We start from the raw sequence: 16580 nt of genomic DNA, 5'->3' as shown, positions 1-16580 counted from the left end.
TTGTGGTTGGTGCTGTCGGGCAACTTCGCCTGGCTGAATTGGCTGACGATCATCCTGGGCTTCAGCGCAATCGATGCCTCATCGGCGGCCGCGGTGCTGCCGCTGCCCGAGCAGCCGGCGCCGTCGGCACCGCCGGCGTGGTTCGCCGGTCTGGTCGTCGCGGTCACCGCGGCCACGGTGGCGCTGAGTTACCGGCCGGTGCGCAACCTGATCTCCTCGCATCAGCGGATGAATATGTCGTTCAACCGATTTCACCTCGTCAACACCTACGGGGCGTTCGGCAGCATCGGGCGGACGCGCAACGAGGTCGTCATCGAGGGCACCGATGATGACGAGATCACCGAGCAGACCGTGTGGAAGGAATACGGTTTCAAGGGCAAACCCGGCGATCTGCGCCGGCTGCCGCGGCAGTGGGCCCCGTACCATCTGCGCCTGGACTGGCTCATGTGGTTCGCGGCGATCTCGCCCGGTTACGCGCGACCGTGGATGGGTCCGCTTCTGGTTCGGTTGCTGGAAAACGATCGCGCGACGTTGCGCCTGCTGCGTCACAATCCGTTCCCGGAAGCTCCCCCTCACTATGTGCGAGCGCGGCTGTACAGGTATCGGTTCACCACGGCTCAGGAGCTGCTGCGTGATCACGCGTGGTGGCGTCGCGCGCTGATCGGTGTGTACGTCCGGCCGGTCAGCCTGGCGAAGACACGGCCAACGTCCGGCGGCTGACTCCGACCGGCGCCCACATGCGGTGGGTGATTGCTGATCAGGCCGGCACCATGTCGGTGTCGCGGTCCCAGGCGCGGTGCTGAGCCAACGTGGCCGCGAAGGCGTCGGAGAACTGATCACCCAGGTCGTCGGCGGCCGCGGTGGTGGAGACGACGCCCTTCGACACGACCACGCCGCTATCTTCGGCGAGCCGCTCGGCCACACCGGCCTTGCGCAGGACGTCGACGCCGCTGCCGAAGGCGCCAACCGCCTTGAGGTGTTTGTAGGCCTCGGTGACGAAATGCATGGCATACCCGTCGTTGGACAGGGTCTCCACCGAACTGGGCCCGCACGGCACGACGACCGCGTCGTACAACACCGACGCCATCGTGTTGATCGCCCGGTCGACGTCGAGCTCGCCCCCGGACCCGCCGGACAACGTGCCGCCCGCGGTTGGCGCCAGGATCTCCACGATCGCGCCCCGATGCCGCATCGCATCGGCGAATCGTTCGGTGCCGCTGACATCGACGCCATTCGCAGCGAGCACCGCGATCTTGCGGGTGGCGACGCTGTCGGTCGCGGTGTTGAGCTGGGATAGCGCGGGGGAGGCCGGCATCTTGTCGTCGACGGGACCCTCCTCCGGCTCGGGCAGCCCGAGCTTTCCGGCGACCTGGGTTGCCAGCTCGTGATCGACGAGGTTCAGCTGTTCGACGACCCGGGACCGGATCTGGGGGACCTCCACCTTGCCGAGCTCGAACGCGAAGGCGGCGACAATGTGTTTCGCCTCGGGCGCCGACATGCTCTTCCAGAACATCCGCGCCTGGCTGTAGAAGTCCTGGAAGCTCTTGGCGCGCTGGCGGATCTTGTGGCCGTCGACCTTCTCGGTGTAGTGGCGGAACACGTCTTCGTCGGCCAGCGCCGGACATCCACCGCCGAGCGTGTTCTTGAAATAACTTGTCCTGCCTTGCGGGATCGCGTGCTGCCCGTAGCCGTCCTGCTGGTTGTTGCGGACCTCGGCCACCGGCCGGTTGACGGGTAGCTGCGCGAAATTGGGCCCGCCCAGCCGGATCAGCTGCGTGTCGAGGTAGGAGAAGTTGCGGAACTGCAGCAGCGGATCGTTGGTGAAGTCGATGCCGGGCACCACGTTGGCGGTGTGGAACGCGACCTGTTCGGTCTCGGCGAAGAAGTTATCGGGATTGCGGTTGAGCACCATCTTTCCCACCGGGCGCACCGGAACCTGTTCTTCTGGAATGATTTTCGTCGCGTCGAGCAGGTCGAACTGGAAGTTGAACTCGTCGCTCTCGGGAACCAGCTGCACGCCCAGTTCCCACTCCGGGTAATCGCCGGCCTCGATGGAGTCCCACAGGTCGCGCCGGTTGTAGTCGGGGTCTTTGCCGGCGATCTTCTGGGCCTCGTCCCAGATCAGCGAATGCACGCCAAGGCGAGGCTTCCAGTGGAACTTCACGAAGGTGCCATCACCGCGGGAGTTGACCAATCGGAACGTGTGCACCCCGAAACCCTGCATCATCCGGTAGCTGCGTGGCAGCGCCCGGTCCGACATCAGCCACATGATGGTGTGCAAGGTCTCCGGCTGCAACGAAACGAAGTCCCACAGCGTGTCGTGCGCGGACGCCGCCTGCGGAATCTCGTTATGCGGTTCGGGTTTGACCGCGTGCACGAAGTCGGGGAACTTGATGCCGTCCTGGATGAAAAACACCGGGAAGTTGTTACCGACCAGGTCGTAGTTGCCCTGATCGGTGTAGAACTTCGTGGCGAAGCCGCGCACGTCGCGCACGGTGTCCGCGGAGCCGCGCGAACCGGCCACGGTGGAGAACCGCACGAACACCGGGGTCTGCTTGCCCGGTGTGGTCAGGAACTTCGCGACGGTGTAATCGGCGAGCGAGTCGTCGTAGGGTTCGAAGTATCCGTACGCCCCGGCGCCGCGCGCATGCACCACCCGCTCCGGAATGCGCTCGTGGTCGAAATGGGTGACCTTCTCGCGGGCGTGAAAGTCCTCCAGCAGCGTGGGGCCGCGCTCACCAGCCGTCAACGCGTCGTCGGTGTGGTCCACCCGGACGCCTTGCTGCGTGGTCAGGAAACTATTCTCCCGGCTGACCCGCGAACCGTCGAGCTGTCGCTGCTTTTCATTTTCTGCGTTAGTCATGTTCACGCGGGTACCCGCCGGACGTCGACCTATCGCAGTATTTCGAAAATTTCCCGAGCCCTGGTGAGCACCTCAGCCGCGGTGTGGAACGAACTCCTGCGACTTCGTCTTCACGGTCTGCACCAGCATGCGCCAGCCGTTCGGATCGCCCTTCAGCACCGACGCGGCCATGTCCTTCATTTGCTCGTAGGTGGCGTGCGGCGGGATCGGCGGCACCTCCGGGTCGCAGCGCACATCGAGAACTGTTGGCTTGTCCGCGGCAAAGGCGCGCTCCCATGCCGGTCCGACCTCATCCGGGTCGTCGATCGCGATCGCGTCAAGCCCCATGGTGTGGGCAAGATCGGCGTAGGAAACCTCCGGCAACGATTGCGACTCTTCGAATTTCGGTGATCCGCCCATCGCGCGCAGTTCCCAGGTCACCTGGTTCAGGTCGTTGTTGTGGAACACACAAACGATCAGTCGCGGGTCGGCCCACTCTCGGTGGTACTTCGTGATCGTCAGCAGCTCGCCGGCGCCGTTCATTTGCATCGCGCCGTCACCGGCGAGCGCGATCACCGGCCGATCCGGGAAGGCGAACTTGGCGCCGATCGCATACGGCACGGCGCAGCCCATGGTGGCCAGCGTGCCGGACAACGAGCCGCGCACTCCTTCTCCGAACCTCAGGCAGCGCGCGTACCAGTCCGTCGACGAACCCGAATCTGCCGTCACGATAGCGTTGCCCGGAAGATGCGAGGAAAGTTCCCAAGTGATGCGCATCGGATTGATCGGATTGGCCGATAGCATTGCCTGGCGCTCGACCGTCTCCCACCAGCGCACGACGCTCTTCTCCACCCGCTCGCGCCAGGACTGGTCCTGCTTGCGTTCCAAGCGCGGGATCAATTCGTCGAGTGCGGCGGACGCGTCGGCGACGATGTTGACCTCGGTGGGGTAGCGCATGCCGATCGACGTGCCGTCCACGTCGACCTGTATCGCGCGGGCCTTGCCGTATTCCGGAAGGAACTGCGAATACGGAAAATTGGAGCCGACGATCAGCAACGTGTCGCAGTCCCGCATCAACTCATAACTCGGCCGGGTACCCAGCAGCCCGATCGAGCCGGTCACGTACGGCAGGTCGTCGGGCAGAACGTCTTTGCCCAGCAAAGCCTTCGCCACTCCGGCGCCGGTCAGCTCGGCGAGTTCTCGAACCTGCGCCGAGGCCGCCCTGGCGCCCTGGCCGACGAGTATTGCCACCTTGGTGCCCGCGTTGAGGATTTGGGCCGCCCGCCCGACCAGCTCGGGGTCGGGCCGCAGCACCGGATGGCCATCACTCGGCGGACTCGACGGCACGTGACGGAATTGGTGGCCCGGCGGTGAGTAGCGCTCCTCTTGCAGATCCGACGGGATCACCAGGGCCGTCGGTGCCCGTCGGGTCAGGGCGGTCCTAATGGCGCGGTCGAGCGCGTTGGGCAGTTGGCTTGCCACGTTGACTTCGACCAGGTAGTCACTGGCCACGTCCTTGTACAGCGCCTGCAGGTCGACTTCCTGCTGATAACTGCCGCCCATGGCGCTGCGGGCGGTCTGTCCGACGATCGCCACCACCGGGACGTGGTCGAGTTTCGCGTCGTAGAGACCGTTGAGCAGGTGGATGGCACCCGGGCCGGAGGTGGCCATGCATACCCCGACGCTGCCGGTGAACTTGGCGTACCCGGTGGCCTCGAATGCCGCCATCTCCTCGTGGCGGGCCTGCACGAAGCGCGGGTTGTTGTCCGCCCTCCCGAAGGCCGCGACAAGCCCGTTGATGCCGTCGCCGGGATAGGCGAAGACGTGTCGAATCTTCCACTCGCGCAGGCGAGAAAGGATGTGGTCGGCGACCTCGTGAGCCATGTTTTCTCCTTGTGGGCGCCTAGTCCTGCGCGCCTTCGATGTCCTTGGTTTCGACGACCTCGCCCTTGGGGTTGATCACTCGATATGTGGCCATGGGCCGAGCGTTCCCATTCGTCGCGCATTTAATCGCGGCAGTGAGCCGCGGCGGCCTAGCCCGCGACGCGTGAAGCGCTCTGCAGCTCGCGCATGATTGGCTGCCAGAACCCTTCGGGCACCGGGTAGGGAGCATAGAAGCCGGTGCGGGAGAAGACGTCGCCGTATTTGGCGAGCAGTCGCTCGGCGATCTGGTCCGGCGGCGCCACGATCGCGAATTCGTGCAGCATCTCGTCGGTGATGCGCCGGCCCATCTCGTCCCACTCACCGCGTTTGGAGAGCGCGTTGAGCTCGGGTTGAAGGTCGCCCCAGCCGTGTAGCTCCAGCACGGGCCGATATGCGGGCGTCGACCCGTAGAAGGCGATCTGCTTGCGAACCATATCGTCGGCGGCCGCGGTCGCCGCGTCGTCGGGGCCGGTGACGATGAACGGGATCCCGTTGATCTCGAACCCATCCAGGTTGTCCTTGCCGGCGGCGGCACGGCCCTCGCGCAGCCGCGGCAGGGTGACCTCCCGGATGTAGCGCTCGGTGGTGAAACCGTGCAGGAAGAAGCCGTCGGCCACCTCGCCGGCCACCTGTGTCATCCTCGGCCCGACGCCGGCCAGGATGATCGGCGGGTTGCCGTGCGGGTTGGGCCCGGGGTTGAAGAACGGCGTCATCAGCGTGTGCATGTAGAACTCGCCGACGAAATGCAGCGGCTCGCCGGTGGCCCAGCTGTGCCAGATCGCACGCACCGCGAGCAGGAATTCGCGCATCCGCTCGGCCGGCGCCGACCACGGCATCGAAAACCGCTTGGTGATATGCGGTTTGATCTGCGAGCCCACGCCCAGCATGAAGCGGCCCGTTGCATACAACTGCAGGTCGTTGGCGACCACCGCCAGTGACATCGGATTGCGGGCGAACGCGACTGCGATGTTCGTGCCCAGTTGCACCCGCTTGGTGCGCGTGGCCGCCACCGCCAGCGACGGGAACGGGTCGTGTGCGACCTCGGGGACCCATACGCCGTCATAGCCGCGCTCTTCGGCCGAGACCGCAAGGTCCCAGTCGCCGGGATTGCCGAACAGTCCGAAATCGATCTTCACACCAAGAACGATAGAACTCTGGTGGCGCAGGCTCGTGGTATCGGGTTAGCGGTGCTGCCGTGCGGGTATGCCGGATGCGTGGCCAACACTCCCCAGACCACGCCTCCCGACGACGGCGACCGGCTTGCGAACCGCGACCAGAAGTTGGAGCACATCGTCGACCGGCTCGACGAGAACGTTACCGAAGAGCGCGAGCAGCAAGGCGTTCCAGGCAACGCCAGCGAGCGTGACCAGGCAGCCAAGACCGCCGGTTCCGAGCACGAGCCGCCCGACTGACGTTTCGGCTGCGGTTACATACAGATCTGCATGTAATTTCGGGTAGGATCCCAGCCGTGACGACAGCAGCACGGCCGAGGCGTACCCAGGAACAGCGCAGCGCGGAGATGCGCGCGCGACTGATCGACGCGACGATCGACTGCCTGGTGAAGTACGGCTACGCCGGGACGACGACACCGCGCGTCGCCGAGACGGCCGGGGTGACCCGCGGTGCGCAGGTGCACCACTTCGGCTCCAAGAACGACCTCGTGACGGCCGCGCTGAAGCACCTGGCCGCGAAGCGAACGGCCGCCGCCGTCGCCGAGGTGGTGGACCTGGCCACCGCCCAAGACCCGCTCGGCACCACGCTGGACCTGCTGTGGGACCTGCATCAGGGACCGATGTTCATTGCCACCGTGGAACTTTGGGTGGCCGGTCGCACCGATGTGTCACTGGGGCGGGAGGTCGCGAAGTTCGAGTCGATCGTCCAGGACAGCCTGCTTGCGGCCGTTGCGCAGTTCGTGCCGGAGGAGATCAACAAACCGATGCTGGACTTCCTCTACACCGCGATGGACGCGCTGCGCGGCATTCTGATCGCCAGCTACGTCGACAACGATCAAACCAGGGCCAGAAGGCGTTGGGACAGAGCCGCCGCGAACCTGCGTCGCATCGCCGATCCACTGATCGCCGAGTGGGTGGCGCGCCGCGGCTGACCCCTTGGTCATTTACGTGCAGGCGAGTATGTTCTTGGGCCATGGCCAATAAGGTTTACGTCATCGGCGTGGGTATGACGAAGTTCGAAAAGCCGGGCCGCCGCGAGGGCTGGGACTATCCGGACATGGCTCGCGAGGCCGGCACCAACGCACTGCAAGACGCCGGCATCGACTACCGGCAAGTCGAGCAGGCCTTCGCCGGCTACGTGTACGGCGAGTCGACATCGGGGCAGCGCGCGCTGTACGAGCTCGGGCTGACCGGCATCCCCGTGGTCAACGTCAACAACAACTGTTCCACCGGGTCGGCGGCGCTGTATCTGGCCGCCCAGACGGTCCGCGGCGGTCTGGCCGACTGCTGCATCGCGTTGGGCTTCGAGAGGATGAAGCCCGGCTCGCTGGCGTCGACCTATGACGACCGCACGCAGCCGATGGACAAGCACATCATGGCGCTCGCCGAGATCTCGGAAGTGCTGTTCCCGGCCGCGCCGTGGATGTTCGGCGCGGCGGGCCGCGAGCACATGAAGCAATACGGTACGACCGCAGAGCATTTCGCGAAAATCGGGCTGAAGAACCACAAGCACTCGGTCAACAATCCGTACGCCCAGTTCCAGGAGGAGTACACGCTCGACGACATCCTCGCGTCGCGGATGATCTACGACCCGCTCACCAAGCTGCAGTGTTCGCCGACCTCGGACGGCTCGGCCGCCGCGATCCTGGCGTCGGAGGCGTTCGTCGACAAGCACGGTCTGGCCGGTCAAGCGACGGAGATCGTCGGGCAGGCGATGACCACCGACTTTGAAAACACCTTCGACGGCACCGCCAAGGGCATCATCGGCCACCACATGAACGTGGCTGCCGCGCAAAGTGTTTACCAGCAGTCCGGGCTGGGGCCCGAGGACTTCCAGGTTATCGAGCTGCACGACTGCTTCTCGGCCAACGAGCTGCTGCTTTATGAGGCGCTCGGTCTCTGCGGCGAGGGCGAGGCAGGCAAGCTGATCGACAACAACGACACCACCTATGGCGGCCGGTGGGTGGTCAACCCGTCGGGCGGTCTGATCTCCAAGGGCCACCCGCTGGGCGCCACGGGCCTCGCTCAGTGCTCGGAACTGACCTGGCAGCTGCGAGGGACCGCCGGCAAGCGTCAGGTAGACAACGTAGCCGCAGCTTTGCAGCACAACATCGGCCTCGGCGGGGCGGCCGTCGTCACCGCATACCAGCGCGCCGAGCGGTGATTGACTATGGGACAAATTGCGCGGCCGGTGGCAACGCGGTCGCCAACGGGAACAGTGTCGTCGACTGGGATGGCGCGAAAGATCTCGTGCGACAGGTGGTTCATCGCGTCGATGGACGAGTGAGGAGGCCTCCATGATCGAATGGTCCGAGAACGATCTGATGATCCGTGACGCCGCCCGGGTCTTCATCGACAAGGAAATTCGGCCGCACATTGATGCGCTGGAAAGCGGCGACATGCTGCCGTATCCGATCGTGCGCAAGCTGTTCAGCCAGTTTGGCATCGACGTGATGGCCGCCGAGGCCACCAAGAAGATGCTCGATCGGCAGCGTGCCGGCGGATCCGGCTCCGGCTCACTCACTACGGGCTCGATCGCCGAGCAGGCGTCGATGGCCGCGATCGTGGTGGCCGAGCTGGCCGGCGTCAGCCTCGGCACGGTGGCCGCCGTGGGCGTCAGCATCGGGCTGGGCGCCGCAACAATCATGCAGCGCGGCACGCTGGCCCAGCGGGAACGCTGGCTGCCGCCGCTGATGACGATGGAAAAGATTGCGGCATGGGCGATCACCGAGCCCGATTCGGGCTCGGATGCGTTCGGAGGCATGAAGACCTACCTCAAACGCGACGGTGAGGACTACATCCTCAACGGGCAGAAGACGTTTATCACCAACGGGCCGTACGCCGACGTCGTGGTTGTCTACGCGAAGCTCGACGACGGCGGAGTGGCCGACAAGCGGGACCGGAAGGTGTTGACGGTGGTGTTGGACTCCGGCATGCCAGGGTTCACGCAGGGTAAGCCGTTCAAGAAGATGGGCATGCATTCGTCGCCGACGGGTGAGCTGTTCTTCGACAACGTTCGGGTCGGCAAGGAGAGGTTGCTCGGAGAAACCGAGCGGCATGCCGGAGGCGACGGCCGGGAAAGCGCGCGTGCCAGCTTCGCCGGCGAGCGGATGGGCGTCGCGTTGGTTTCGCTCGGCATCATCAACGAATGCTTGCGGCTGTGCGCCGACTACGCGAAGAACCGCACGCTGTGGGGCCAGGGCATCGGCAACTTCCAGCTAATTCAGCTGAAGCTCGCGAAGATGGAGATCGCGCGGATCAACGTGCAGAATATGGTGTTTTCAATGCTGGAAGGTCTGCGCGCGGGCAAGCTGCCGACGCTGGCGGAGGCCTCGGCGATGAAGCTGTACTCGTCGGAGGTCGCGACCGATGTCGCGATGGAGGCCGTGCAGCTGTTCGGCGGCAACGGTTACATGGCCGAGTACCGCGTCGAGCAGTTGGCACGCGACGCAAAGTCGCTGATGATCTACGCCGGCAGCAATGAAATTCAGGTCACCCACATCGCGAAGGACCTGCTGAGCCGCTGACGGGCGGCACGTTTGATTATCGCGATCAGCGGGCAGCACATGCTTATGAACCTGGGTGACCTCACAAGTCTGGTCGAGAAGCCGATCGCCGCGGTATCCAACGCCATCAACACACCCAACTCGGCGGGCCGTTATCGACCGTTCTATCTGCAGAACCTGTTCGACGCGATGCGGGGCCGCACGCTGGAAGACGCGGTCGACGGCAAGATCATCGTGATCACGGGCGGGTCGTCGGGCATCGGTGAAGCGGCCGCGAAGAAGATCGCGGGAGCGGGCGGTGAGGTGGTGCTGGTCGCCCGCACCCGCGAGAACCTCGAGAAGGTCGCCGACGAGGTCCGCGGTGCGGGCGGTACCGCCCACGTGTATCCGTGCGATCTCTCGGACATGGACGCCATCGCCGCGATGGCCGACCGGGTGCTGTCTGACCTCGGTGGTGTCGACATTTTGATCAACAACGCCGGCCGGTCGATCCGACGGTCGCTCGAGCTGTCCTACGACCGGATCCACGACTACCAGCGCACCATGCAGCTGAACTACCTCGGTGCTGTTCAGCTCATCCTCAAGTTCGCCCCGGGCATGCGCGAACGCCAGTTCGGCCAGATCATCAACCTGTCGTCGGCGGGCGTGCAAACCCGGGCGCCGCGCTTTGGCGCTTACATCGCAAGCAAGGCCGCGCTGGACACGCTGTGTGACTCGCTGCAAGCCGAGACGGTCAACGACAATGTCCGATTCACCACCGTGCACATGGCGCTGGTGAAAACCCCGATGATCGGCCCGACCAAGGTGTATGACCGATTCCCCACGTTGACGCCGGAGCAAGCGGCCGGTGTGCTCGCCGATGCCATCGTGCACCGGCCTCGCCGGGTGAGCTCACCGTTCGGTCAGTTCGCCGCCGTCGCGGATGCGGTCAACCCGATGGTGATGGACCATGTGCGCAACCGCGCCTTCACGATGTTCGACGACTCGGCGGCCGCCCGGGGCGGCGAATCCGGCGACGCCACACGATTCGACAAGCGCAGCGAAACCTTTGTCCGAGCCACTCGCGGAATTCACTGGTGACCAATCATGAGTCTGCCCCAACCCGACACCGACACGACCATCGTCATTACCGGCGCATCGTCGGGCATCGGCACCGAAATTGCCCGCGGTCTGGCGCGGCGCGGCTACCCGCTGCTGCTCGTCGCGCGGCGCCGGGAGCGCCTCGACGATCTCGCGGACGAACTGAGCGGCAGGCACGGCGTCGACGTCGAGGTGATGTCGCTCGACCTTGGTGAGGGCGCGGCGCGCGGGCAGCTGGCCGATCGAATCCGTGGCGAATCGATCGCCGGCCTGGTCAATAGCGCCGGTTTCGGCACCAGCGGAGCGTTCTACAAGCTGCCGATCGAGCGGGAACGCGAGGAGGTCGCGGTCAATGTGCTCGCGCTGATGGAGCTCAGCCACGCCGCACTGGCAGGCATGATCGAGCGTGGCGCCGGAGCCGTGCTGAACATCGCGTCGATCGCGGGGTTCCAGCCACTGCCGACCATGGCCGTGTATTCGGCTACCAAGGCCTTCGTGCAGACGTTCTCGGAGGCCGTGCACGAAGAACTGCATGGGACCGGGGTTTCTTGCACGGCCTTGTGCCCGGGACCGGTGCCCACCGAATGGGCCGATGTCGCAAACGCGCAGCACTACAGCATCCCGATCGCCCAAGTCTCGCCGCGCGACGTCGCGGAAGCCGCGATCGGCGGCATGCTCGATGGCAAGCGCACCGTGGTACCTGGGCTGGTACCGAAAGCCGCGAGCCTCGGAGGCAGATTCGCGCCGCGCAGTGTGCTTCTGCCGGCGCTGCGCATCATCAGAGAGGTTCGCGGCTAGAACCGCTGGGCGGGGCGGGGTGCCGGGCGGCTAGAACCGCTGGGCGGGGCGCCGGTGCCCGGCCGCTAGAACCGCTGGGCGGGGCGCCGGTGGGTTGCGACACGGTCACGGATGCATACCTATCAGGGTCTCACTGACCACACTAGACACAACGATCACTATCGTCACATCAGTCAACTGCGGACGTCAATGCCCCTGGAAGGTGTGACATGTCGGCGATTCCTCGAATCGCATCGGTATCGGTGGCGTCGGCGGCCGCTATCGGACTCGTGGCGATAGGGGTCGCACCACCAGCGTTCGCCGATCTTTGCAATTCTGACCCACCGCCGCCCAATGCTGCTGCGGCTCCGAACGACGGGGTGCCGACTCCGCCTCCGAGCCACCTGCCGATAGGGCGCAAGCCTCTCGGTGCGAATGAGCACGCGGCGCTACCCAAGCTAGGTCCGCTGATATCTGCTTTCCTGAATCCGACTCGTAATTCCGCGCGGCTGCACAACCAGGCGGCGGTAGTACCCGGGCCCACGCCTCCCGGTGCGGGCAACCAACAGCCCCCGAACGTTACTCAGCCGGTTCCGAACGCCGCGGCAGCACCGCCGCCGCCGCCGCCCGACGCGGGCGCGCCCCCCGGGACATCGCTCGTCGGCTGGGTGGTCGGACCGAACAGCCCGAACAACACCCTCCAGCGTTTCGGCATCCACGGGGCCGACCTCGGGATCATGTGGGACAACGGCGATCCCGTCGCCGATCAGGTGCTCATCGCCTTTGGCGACACTTTCGGCTATTGCAGCCTCCGGGGCCAACACCGATATAACACGATGTTCCGCAGCCAAGACCGTGCTTTGTCGCACGGAATCGACGTGCCGGCCGGCTCGGTCTCTGACATACACTCCGGCTCACCGGAACGGCAACCGGGGTTTTCCAAACAGATCATCAACAGGCTCGGCGTGGCGCCGGCGGAGGTCGCCGTCATTCCGACCGCCGGCGTGTCCGTCGGGAGAACCCAATATGTCAACTTCATGTCCGTCAGGGATTGGGGCAACGCTGGCGCGTGGTCGACGAACTTCTCGGCAATCGCGATGTCCCCCGACAACGGCCAGAACTGGTGGATCTATCCCCGCACCATCCGCACGCCCGCGGCGGACAGTATCGCGGGAGTCCCATACGCTGCGGGAAATGAGAATTTCCAGCAAGGGGCATACGTTCGGCCCGGCGACGGTTACATCTACTCGTTCGGGACACCGCCCGGACGCGGCGGTCCGGCGTTTGTGGCGCGGGTTCCGCAGGGTTTTGTGCCGGACCTCACCAAATACGAATACTGGAACTCCTCCGGGGACCGAGGAGCTTGGGTCCCGAACAATCCGTCGGCCGCGACGCCGGTTATCCCGGCGCCGGTGGGCGAAATGTCGGCCCAATACAACACCTATCTCAAGAAATACCTGGTGCTTTACTGCAACGGTGCCAACGACGTCGTGGCAAGGACTGCGCCGGCTCCGCAAGGACCGTGGGGTGACGAGCAATTGCTCGTGCCGTCAATGCAGTTCCCCGGCGGCATCTACGCGCCGTACCTCCATCCCTGGTCGACGGGTAAAGAGCTGTACTTCAATCTGTCGCTGTGGTCCGCATACAGCGTGATGTTGATGCACACCGTGCTGCCATAGCCCGGCCGCTCGCCAACGGAACCGAGGCACTCAGGTTCGGTCGATCAACAACTGCCGCCAGTTTTCCGGCACCCGGCCGCGAGGTCCGGGCACGCCCTGATCCGGCGGGCGGCAGTCGGGCGCAGCCAGATCGGGTCCGTCGACGTAGGCGTTGGTCTGGAAGTTCCAGAACCAGTCCTCGCCGGGCTCGAACGACCGCATCACCGGGTGACCAGTCTCCTGCCAGTGCGCCGTCGCGTGCTTGGCCAGCGAGTCGTCGCAGCAGCCGATGTGTCCGCAGGCGGCGCAGCGGCGCAGATGGATCCACCAGCCGCCGATGGCATCGCACTCGGCACAGCCGGTGCCGCTCGGCCTGACGGATGGGTCGATGGCCAGGTTGCTCATGGTTATCCCCTTCGCACCGTGAAGATCTGGCTGGCGTTGGCCGCAGCGGCGGATTCAGCCAATTCGGTCAGCAAAGGTGGCACGTCCATCTGCCGCACTACCGCCTCGATGAAGACCATCCGATCACCGTGCTCGGCCGCCGCGCTGAGCGCATCCTCGAGTTGGCCGTATGTCTCGACGCGAAATGCCAAATGGTTGTTCACCCCTAGCGCATTCGGGACGTCGAGCCAACTCCACGGCACGATGTCGTTGTAGTACGCGTCGCGACCATGGATCGCGCGTTCGACCGTGTAGCCGTCGTTGTTCACCACCACGACCACCGGCGCAACTCCCTCGCGGGTGAACAAGCCGAGTTCCTGGATCGTCAACTGAGCGGCCCCGTCACCAATCAGCAGCACCGGCCGGCGGTCCGGTTCTGCCAATCCGGCGCCGAGCGCCGCGGGCAGGGTGTAGCCGATGGACGCCCACAGCGGCTGCCCGATGAACGTCACCCGGCTGGGCAACCGATGCCCAGCCATTCCGTAGAACGACGTGCCTTGGTCGGCCAACACCACGTTGCCAGGCGTCAGCGCGGCAGAAATGCTGTCCCACAATGATTTCTGTGTCAGCAATTCGTCACGTCCCGGCGGATCGGCCGACGTCTCCGGCGTCGCCGCCGGCAGCGGGGCCGAGCGGCGGGCGCGCCGTTTCAGGATCGTCGTCAGTCCGTCCAGCGCGGCCTGGATGTCCAGTGGCGCGAAGACCGCTCCGGCGACCACACTCTGATTCGGTCCGACGTCGATGGTTCGCGACGGGTCGATCTTTTGGCTGAAGAATCCGCTGACCATGTCGGTGAACTGGACGCCGGCGGTGACCAGGACCGGCGCCGCTTCAATGGCCTTGCGCACTCGCGCGTCGCTGGCGGCCCCGGCATAGATGCCCAGGAACGTCGGCGAGGATTCGTCGACCAGGCTCTTGCCCCACATCAACGTGGCGTGCGGGACGACGTCGGCGCCCAGCAGCGCCTCGAGTTGAGGGACCGCCTGCAGGCGGTGCACCAGCAGATCGGCGAGCACCGTTAGCTGGTGGTCACCGATGAGTTCGGTTGCGGCATCAATAAATAGCGAAAGTGCCCGTGGGCTTGTCCCTCCGGTGTAGCGGGGCAGCGACGCCGTTGGCGGTTCGACCGGAAAGCGCGCGACATCGGTGGCCATCAGCAGGTAGCCGGGCAACTTCTGTTCACGCACCTCAGAGAGCACCCGATCGATCTCCCGTGTCGCCGTTGCCGGCATCAAATTGGCTTGCGCGCAGGTGATTTCGCGGGCAATCCGGAGAAAATGCTCAAAGTCACCGTCGCCGAGGGAGTGGTGCACGACGCGGCGGGCACCCTGCGCGTCCTTCGACGGGGCACCGACAATATGCACGACCGGCACATGCTCGGCGTAACTGCCCGCGATCGCGTTGGCCGCGGAGAGCTCGCCGACACCGAACGTCGTCACCAGCGCCGACATGCCGCGCAGCCGTCCATACCCGTCGGCCGCGTACCCCGCGTTGAGCTCGTTGGCGTTGCCGACCCACCGAATCTTCTTGTGCGCCACGACGTGGTCCAGGAACTCCAGGTTGAAATCACCGGGCACTCCGAACACCTCGGTGACGCCGAGCTCGTTGAGCCGGTCAAGCATGTAGTCACCGACGGTGTAGTCGGACGTCGGGGGCGCAGTCACGACGTCGACGGTACGCCCGCCAAACCGCACAAACCGGTCCACGGCCCAGCCGGGCCGGTTATCGTCCGGGAATGGCTATCACCGAGTCCAGCGAAGTCGTTATCGAGGCCACCCCGGACGAGGTGATGGCCGTCATCCGCGACGTCGAGGCGCTGCCGGAGTGGTCCGACGCGCATCAAACCTCTGAAGTGCTCGAGCGGGACGAAGAAGGTCGGCCGCGGCGGACGAAGGCGAAGGTCAAGACCGTCGGCATCACCGACGAGCAGGTGCTGGACTACTCCTGGCATGACGACGGCGTGAGTTGGACCCTCGTCAGCGCGAATCAGCAGCGCTCGCAAGACGCCCGCTACACGCTGACACCTGAGGGCGACAAGACCCGGGTGAAGTTCGACATAACGATCGACCCAACGGTGCCGCTGCCGGGGTTCCTGTTGAAGAGGGCGACCAAGGGCGTTATGAGCACCGCGACCGAGGGCTTGCGCAGGCGGGTGCTGAGCGTCAAGAAGGGCGACTAGTTCTCGTCGGGCTCGGCAATCGTCAACACGGCGTCGACGATGTAGGGGCTCTCCTCTAACCGCTTTTCCAGGTGCCGCAATGTGCGCGCCACCCGGGACTCGACCTGATCGCCGACCAGGTCGACGCTGGCCACGAGGAACAACTGCATTGGTCCGACGAAGACCAGACGGATAAATCGCACGGCCACCACTTCGGGCAGCTGCTCGATGTATGCGACGGCGGCCTCGCGCAGTTGCGGAGACGCCGGCTCGCCGGTCAGGAAGCGGCGGTTGCGGTCGATCAACACCATCGCGACGACACCGAGAAGCACGCCGATGAGGATCGAACCGACCGCGTCCCATGCCCCGCTGCCGGTGACCTGATGGAGTCCGATACCCAGACCGGCGATCGCGATCCCGACCAGCGCCGCGGTGTCTTCGGCGAAGACGGCGCGCACCGTGGGGTCCGAGGTCTCGAGCGCGTGGGTGAGCACGTCCCGGTGGAACCGGCGTGCCTCGCTGCGCAATTGCCGCAACGACTGCAACAGGGAGGTTGATTCCATTACAAAGGCGACGGCCAGCACGACGTAGGCGATCCCATAGTCCTCGCTGCTCGATTCGCCGTGCAGCAGTTCGGTGATGCCGCGCCACACCGACAATGACCCGCCGACGACGAACAGGCCGACCGCCGCCAGCAGCGACCAGACGTAGGCCTCTCGTCCATACCCGAGAGGTCGTTCGGCGTCGGGCGGGCGACTGCTTCGGCGGGTCGCGATGATCAGGAAGCCCTGGTTGCCGGCATCGGCCCAGGAATGCGCCGCCTCCGCGGCCATCGACGCCGACCCGGAGAGCACGGCGGCCACGGTCTTCGCGGCCGCAACCGCCACGTTCGCGAGGAGCGCGACGACGACGGTGCGGACGCTTTGGCTTCCCGCGGGCACATCTCCGGGACGAGCCGCCAGCAGGTTGCGCATAGCCGCCATGTGCTTTCTTGTACCCCGGCGCGGGCGGCTAATGTGC

15 protein-coding genes are annotated in these 16580 nt (G+C 65.4%); 9 read left to right on the top strand and 6 right to left on the bottom strand.

Translation table 11 applies throughout. The features are described 5' to 3' along the window. Nucleotides 1-720 (top strand): lipase maturation factor family protein (locus tag VE759_RS21580; RefSeq protein ID WP_324936234.1); only part of this gene is annotated, 720 nt, incomplete at its 5' end. Between the two features lie 37 nt (nt 721-757). Here VE759_RS21580 and VE759_RS21575 read toward each other — a convergent pair. From VE759_RS21575 to VE759_RS21565, 3 genes are all read right to left on the bottom strand, one after another. Further along, nucleotides 758-2863, bottom strand: coding sequence for a catalase (locus VE759_RS21575; RefSeq protein ID WP_324936232.1), 2106 nt, complete (start codon nt 2861-2863; stop codon nt 758-760). Between the two features lie 72 nt (nt 2864-2935). Further along, nucleotides 2936-4726 (bottom strand): thiamine pyrophosphate-requiring protein, encoded by a 1791-nt coding sequence (locus VE759_RS21570; RefSeq protein ID WP_324936230.1) that lies wholly within the window; start codon nt 4724-4726, stop codon nt 2936-2938. A 149-nt stretch (nt 4727-4875) separates the two neighbouring features. Beyond that, nucleotides 4876-5901, bottom strand: a complete 1026-nt coding sequence (locus VE759_RS21565; RefSeq protein WP_324936228.1) for a TIGR03617 family F420-dependent LLM class oxidoreductase — start codon at nt 5899-5901, stop codon at nt 4876-4878. Nucleotides 5902-5979: 78 nt separating this feature from the next. On the opposite strand from VE759_RS21565, the gene VE759_RS21560 reads away from it, so the two are divergent. The 7 genes from VE759_RS21560 to VE759_RS21530 all read left to right on the top strand — a co-directional run bounded on the left by VE759_RS21560 (nt 5980) and on the right by VE759_RS21530 (nt 12979). Beyond that, nucleotides 5980-6177, top strand: a complete 198-nt coding sequence (locus VE759_RS21560; RefSeq protein ID WP_324936226.1) for a hypothetical protein — start codon at nt 5980-5982, stop codon at nt 6175-6177. Between the two features lie 107 nt (nt 6178-6284). Beyond that, nucleotides 6285-6869 (top strand): helix-turn-helix domain-containing protein, encoded by a 585-nt coding sequence (locus VE759_RS21555; RefSeq protein WP_324936240.1) that lies wholly within the window; start codon nt 6285-6287, stop codon nt 6867-6869. Between the two features lie 41 nt (nt 6870-6910). After that, nucleotides 6911-8101 (top strand): lipid-transfer protein, encoded by a 1191-nt coding sequence (locus VE759_RS21550; protein ID WP_324936224.1) that lies wholly within the window; start codon nt 6911-6913, stop codon nt 8099-8101. A 133-nt stretch (nt 8102-8234) separates the two neighbouring features. Next, on the top strand, nt 8235-9464 hold the full coding sequence (locus VE759_RS21545) for an acyl-CoA dehydrogenase family protein (RefSeq protein ID WP_324936222.1): 1230 nt from the start codon (nt 8235-8237) through the stop codon (nt 9462-9464). Nucleotides 9465-9509: 45 nt separating this feature from the next. Further along, the gene (locus VE759_RS21540; RefSeq protein ID WP_324936220.1) at nt 9510-10523 is read left to right on the top strand and encodes an SDR family NAD(P)-dependent oxidoreductase; all 1014 of its coding nucleotides are present in this window, start codon (nt 9510-9512) and stop codon (nt 10521-10523) included. A 6-nt stretch (nt 10524-10529) separates the two neighbouring features. Further along, nucleotides 10530-11321 carry an SDR family oxidoreductase gene (locus VE759_RS21535; protein ID WP_324936218.1) on the top strand — a complete coding sequence of 264 codons (792 nt, stop codon included), beginning with the start codon at nt 10530-10532 and terminating at the stop codon, nt 11319-11321. Between the two features lie 209 nt (nt 11322-11530). Then, entirely contained in the window at nt 11531-12979 is a 1449-nt protein-coding gene (locus tag VE759_RS21530) for a DUF4185 domain-containing protein (protein WP_324936216.1), read from the top strand. A gap of 30 nt (nt 12980-13009) precedes the next feature. On the opposite strand, the gene VE759_RS21525 is transcribed toward VE759_RS21530, so the two are convergent. Continuing rightward, nucleotides 13010-13363, bottom strand: coding sequence for a UBP-type zinc finger domain-containing protein (locus tag VE759_RS21525; RefSeq protein ID WP_324936215.1), 354 nt, complete (start codon nt 13361-13363; stop codon nt 13010-13012). Between the two features lie 2 nt (nt 13364-13365). Further along, nucleotides 13366-15066 carry an alpha-keto acid decarboxylase family protein gene (locus tag VE759_RS21520; protein WP_324936213.1) on the bottom strand — a complete coding sequence of 567 codons (1701 nt, stop codon included), beginning with the start codon at nt 15064-15066 and terminating at the stop codon, nt 13366-13368. 71 nt (nt 15067-15137) lie between these two features. On the opposite strand from VE759_RS21520, the gene VE759_RS21515 reads away from it, so the two are divergent. After that, a complete protein-coding gene (locus VE759_RS21515; RefSeq protein ID WP_324936211.1) occupies nt 15138-15581 on the top strand; it encodes an SRPBCC family protein in 444 nt (147 codons plus the stop codon). On the opposite strand, the gene VE759_RS21510 is transcribed toward VE759_RS21515, so the two are convergent. Continuing rightward, complete coding sequence (locus VE759_RS21510; protein ID WP_324936209.1) at nt 15578-16543, bottom strand: cation diffusion facilitator family transporter; 966 nt, start codon at nt 16541-16543, stop codon at nt 15578-15580. The genes VE759_RS21515 and VE759_RS21510 overlap by 4 nt on opposite strands. Between the last annotated feature and the right edge of the window lie 37 nt (nt 16544-16580).

Origin of the sequence: Mycobacterium sp. (assembly GCF_035640695.1) — a bacterium.
Lineage (GTDB): Bacteria > Actinomycetota > Actinomycetes > Mycobacteriales > Mycobacteriaceae > Mycobacterium.
Note: the sequence above shows the minus strand (reverse complement) of the source record. Positions and strands in the feature narration are given on the sequence as shown.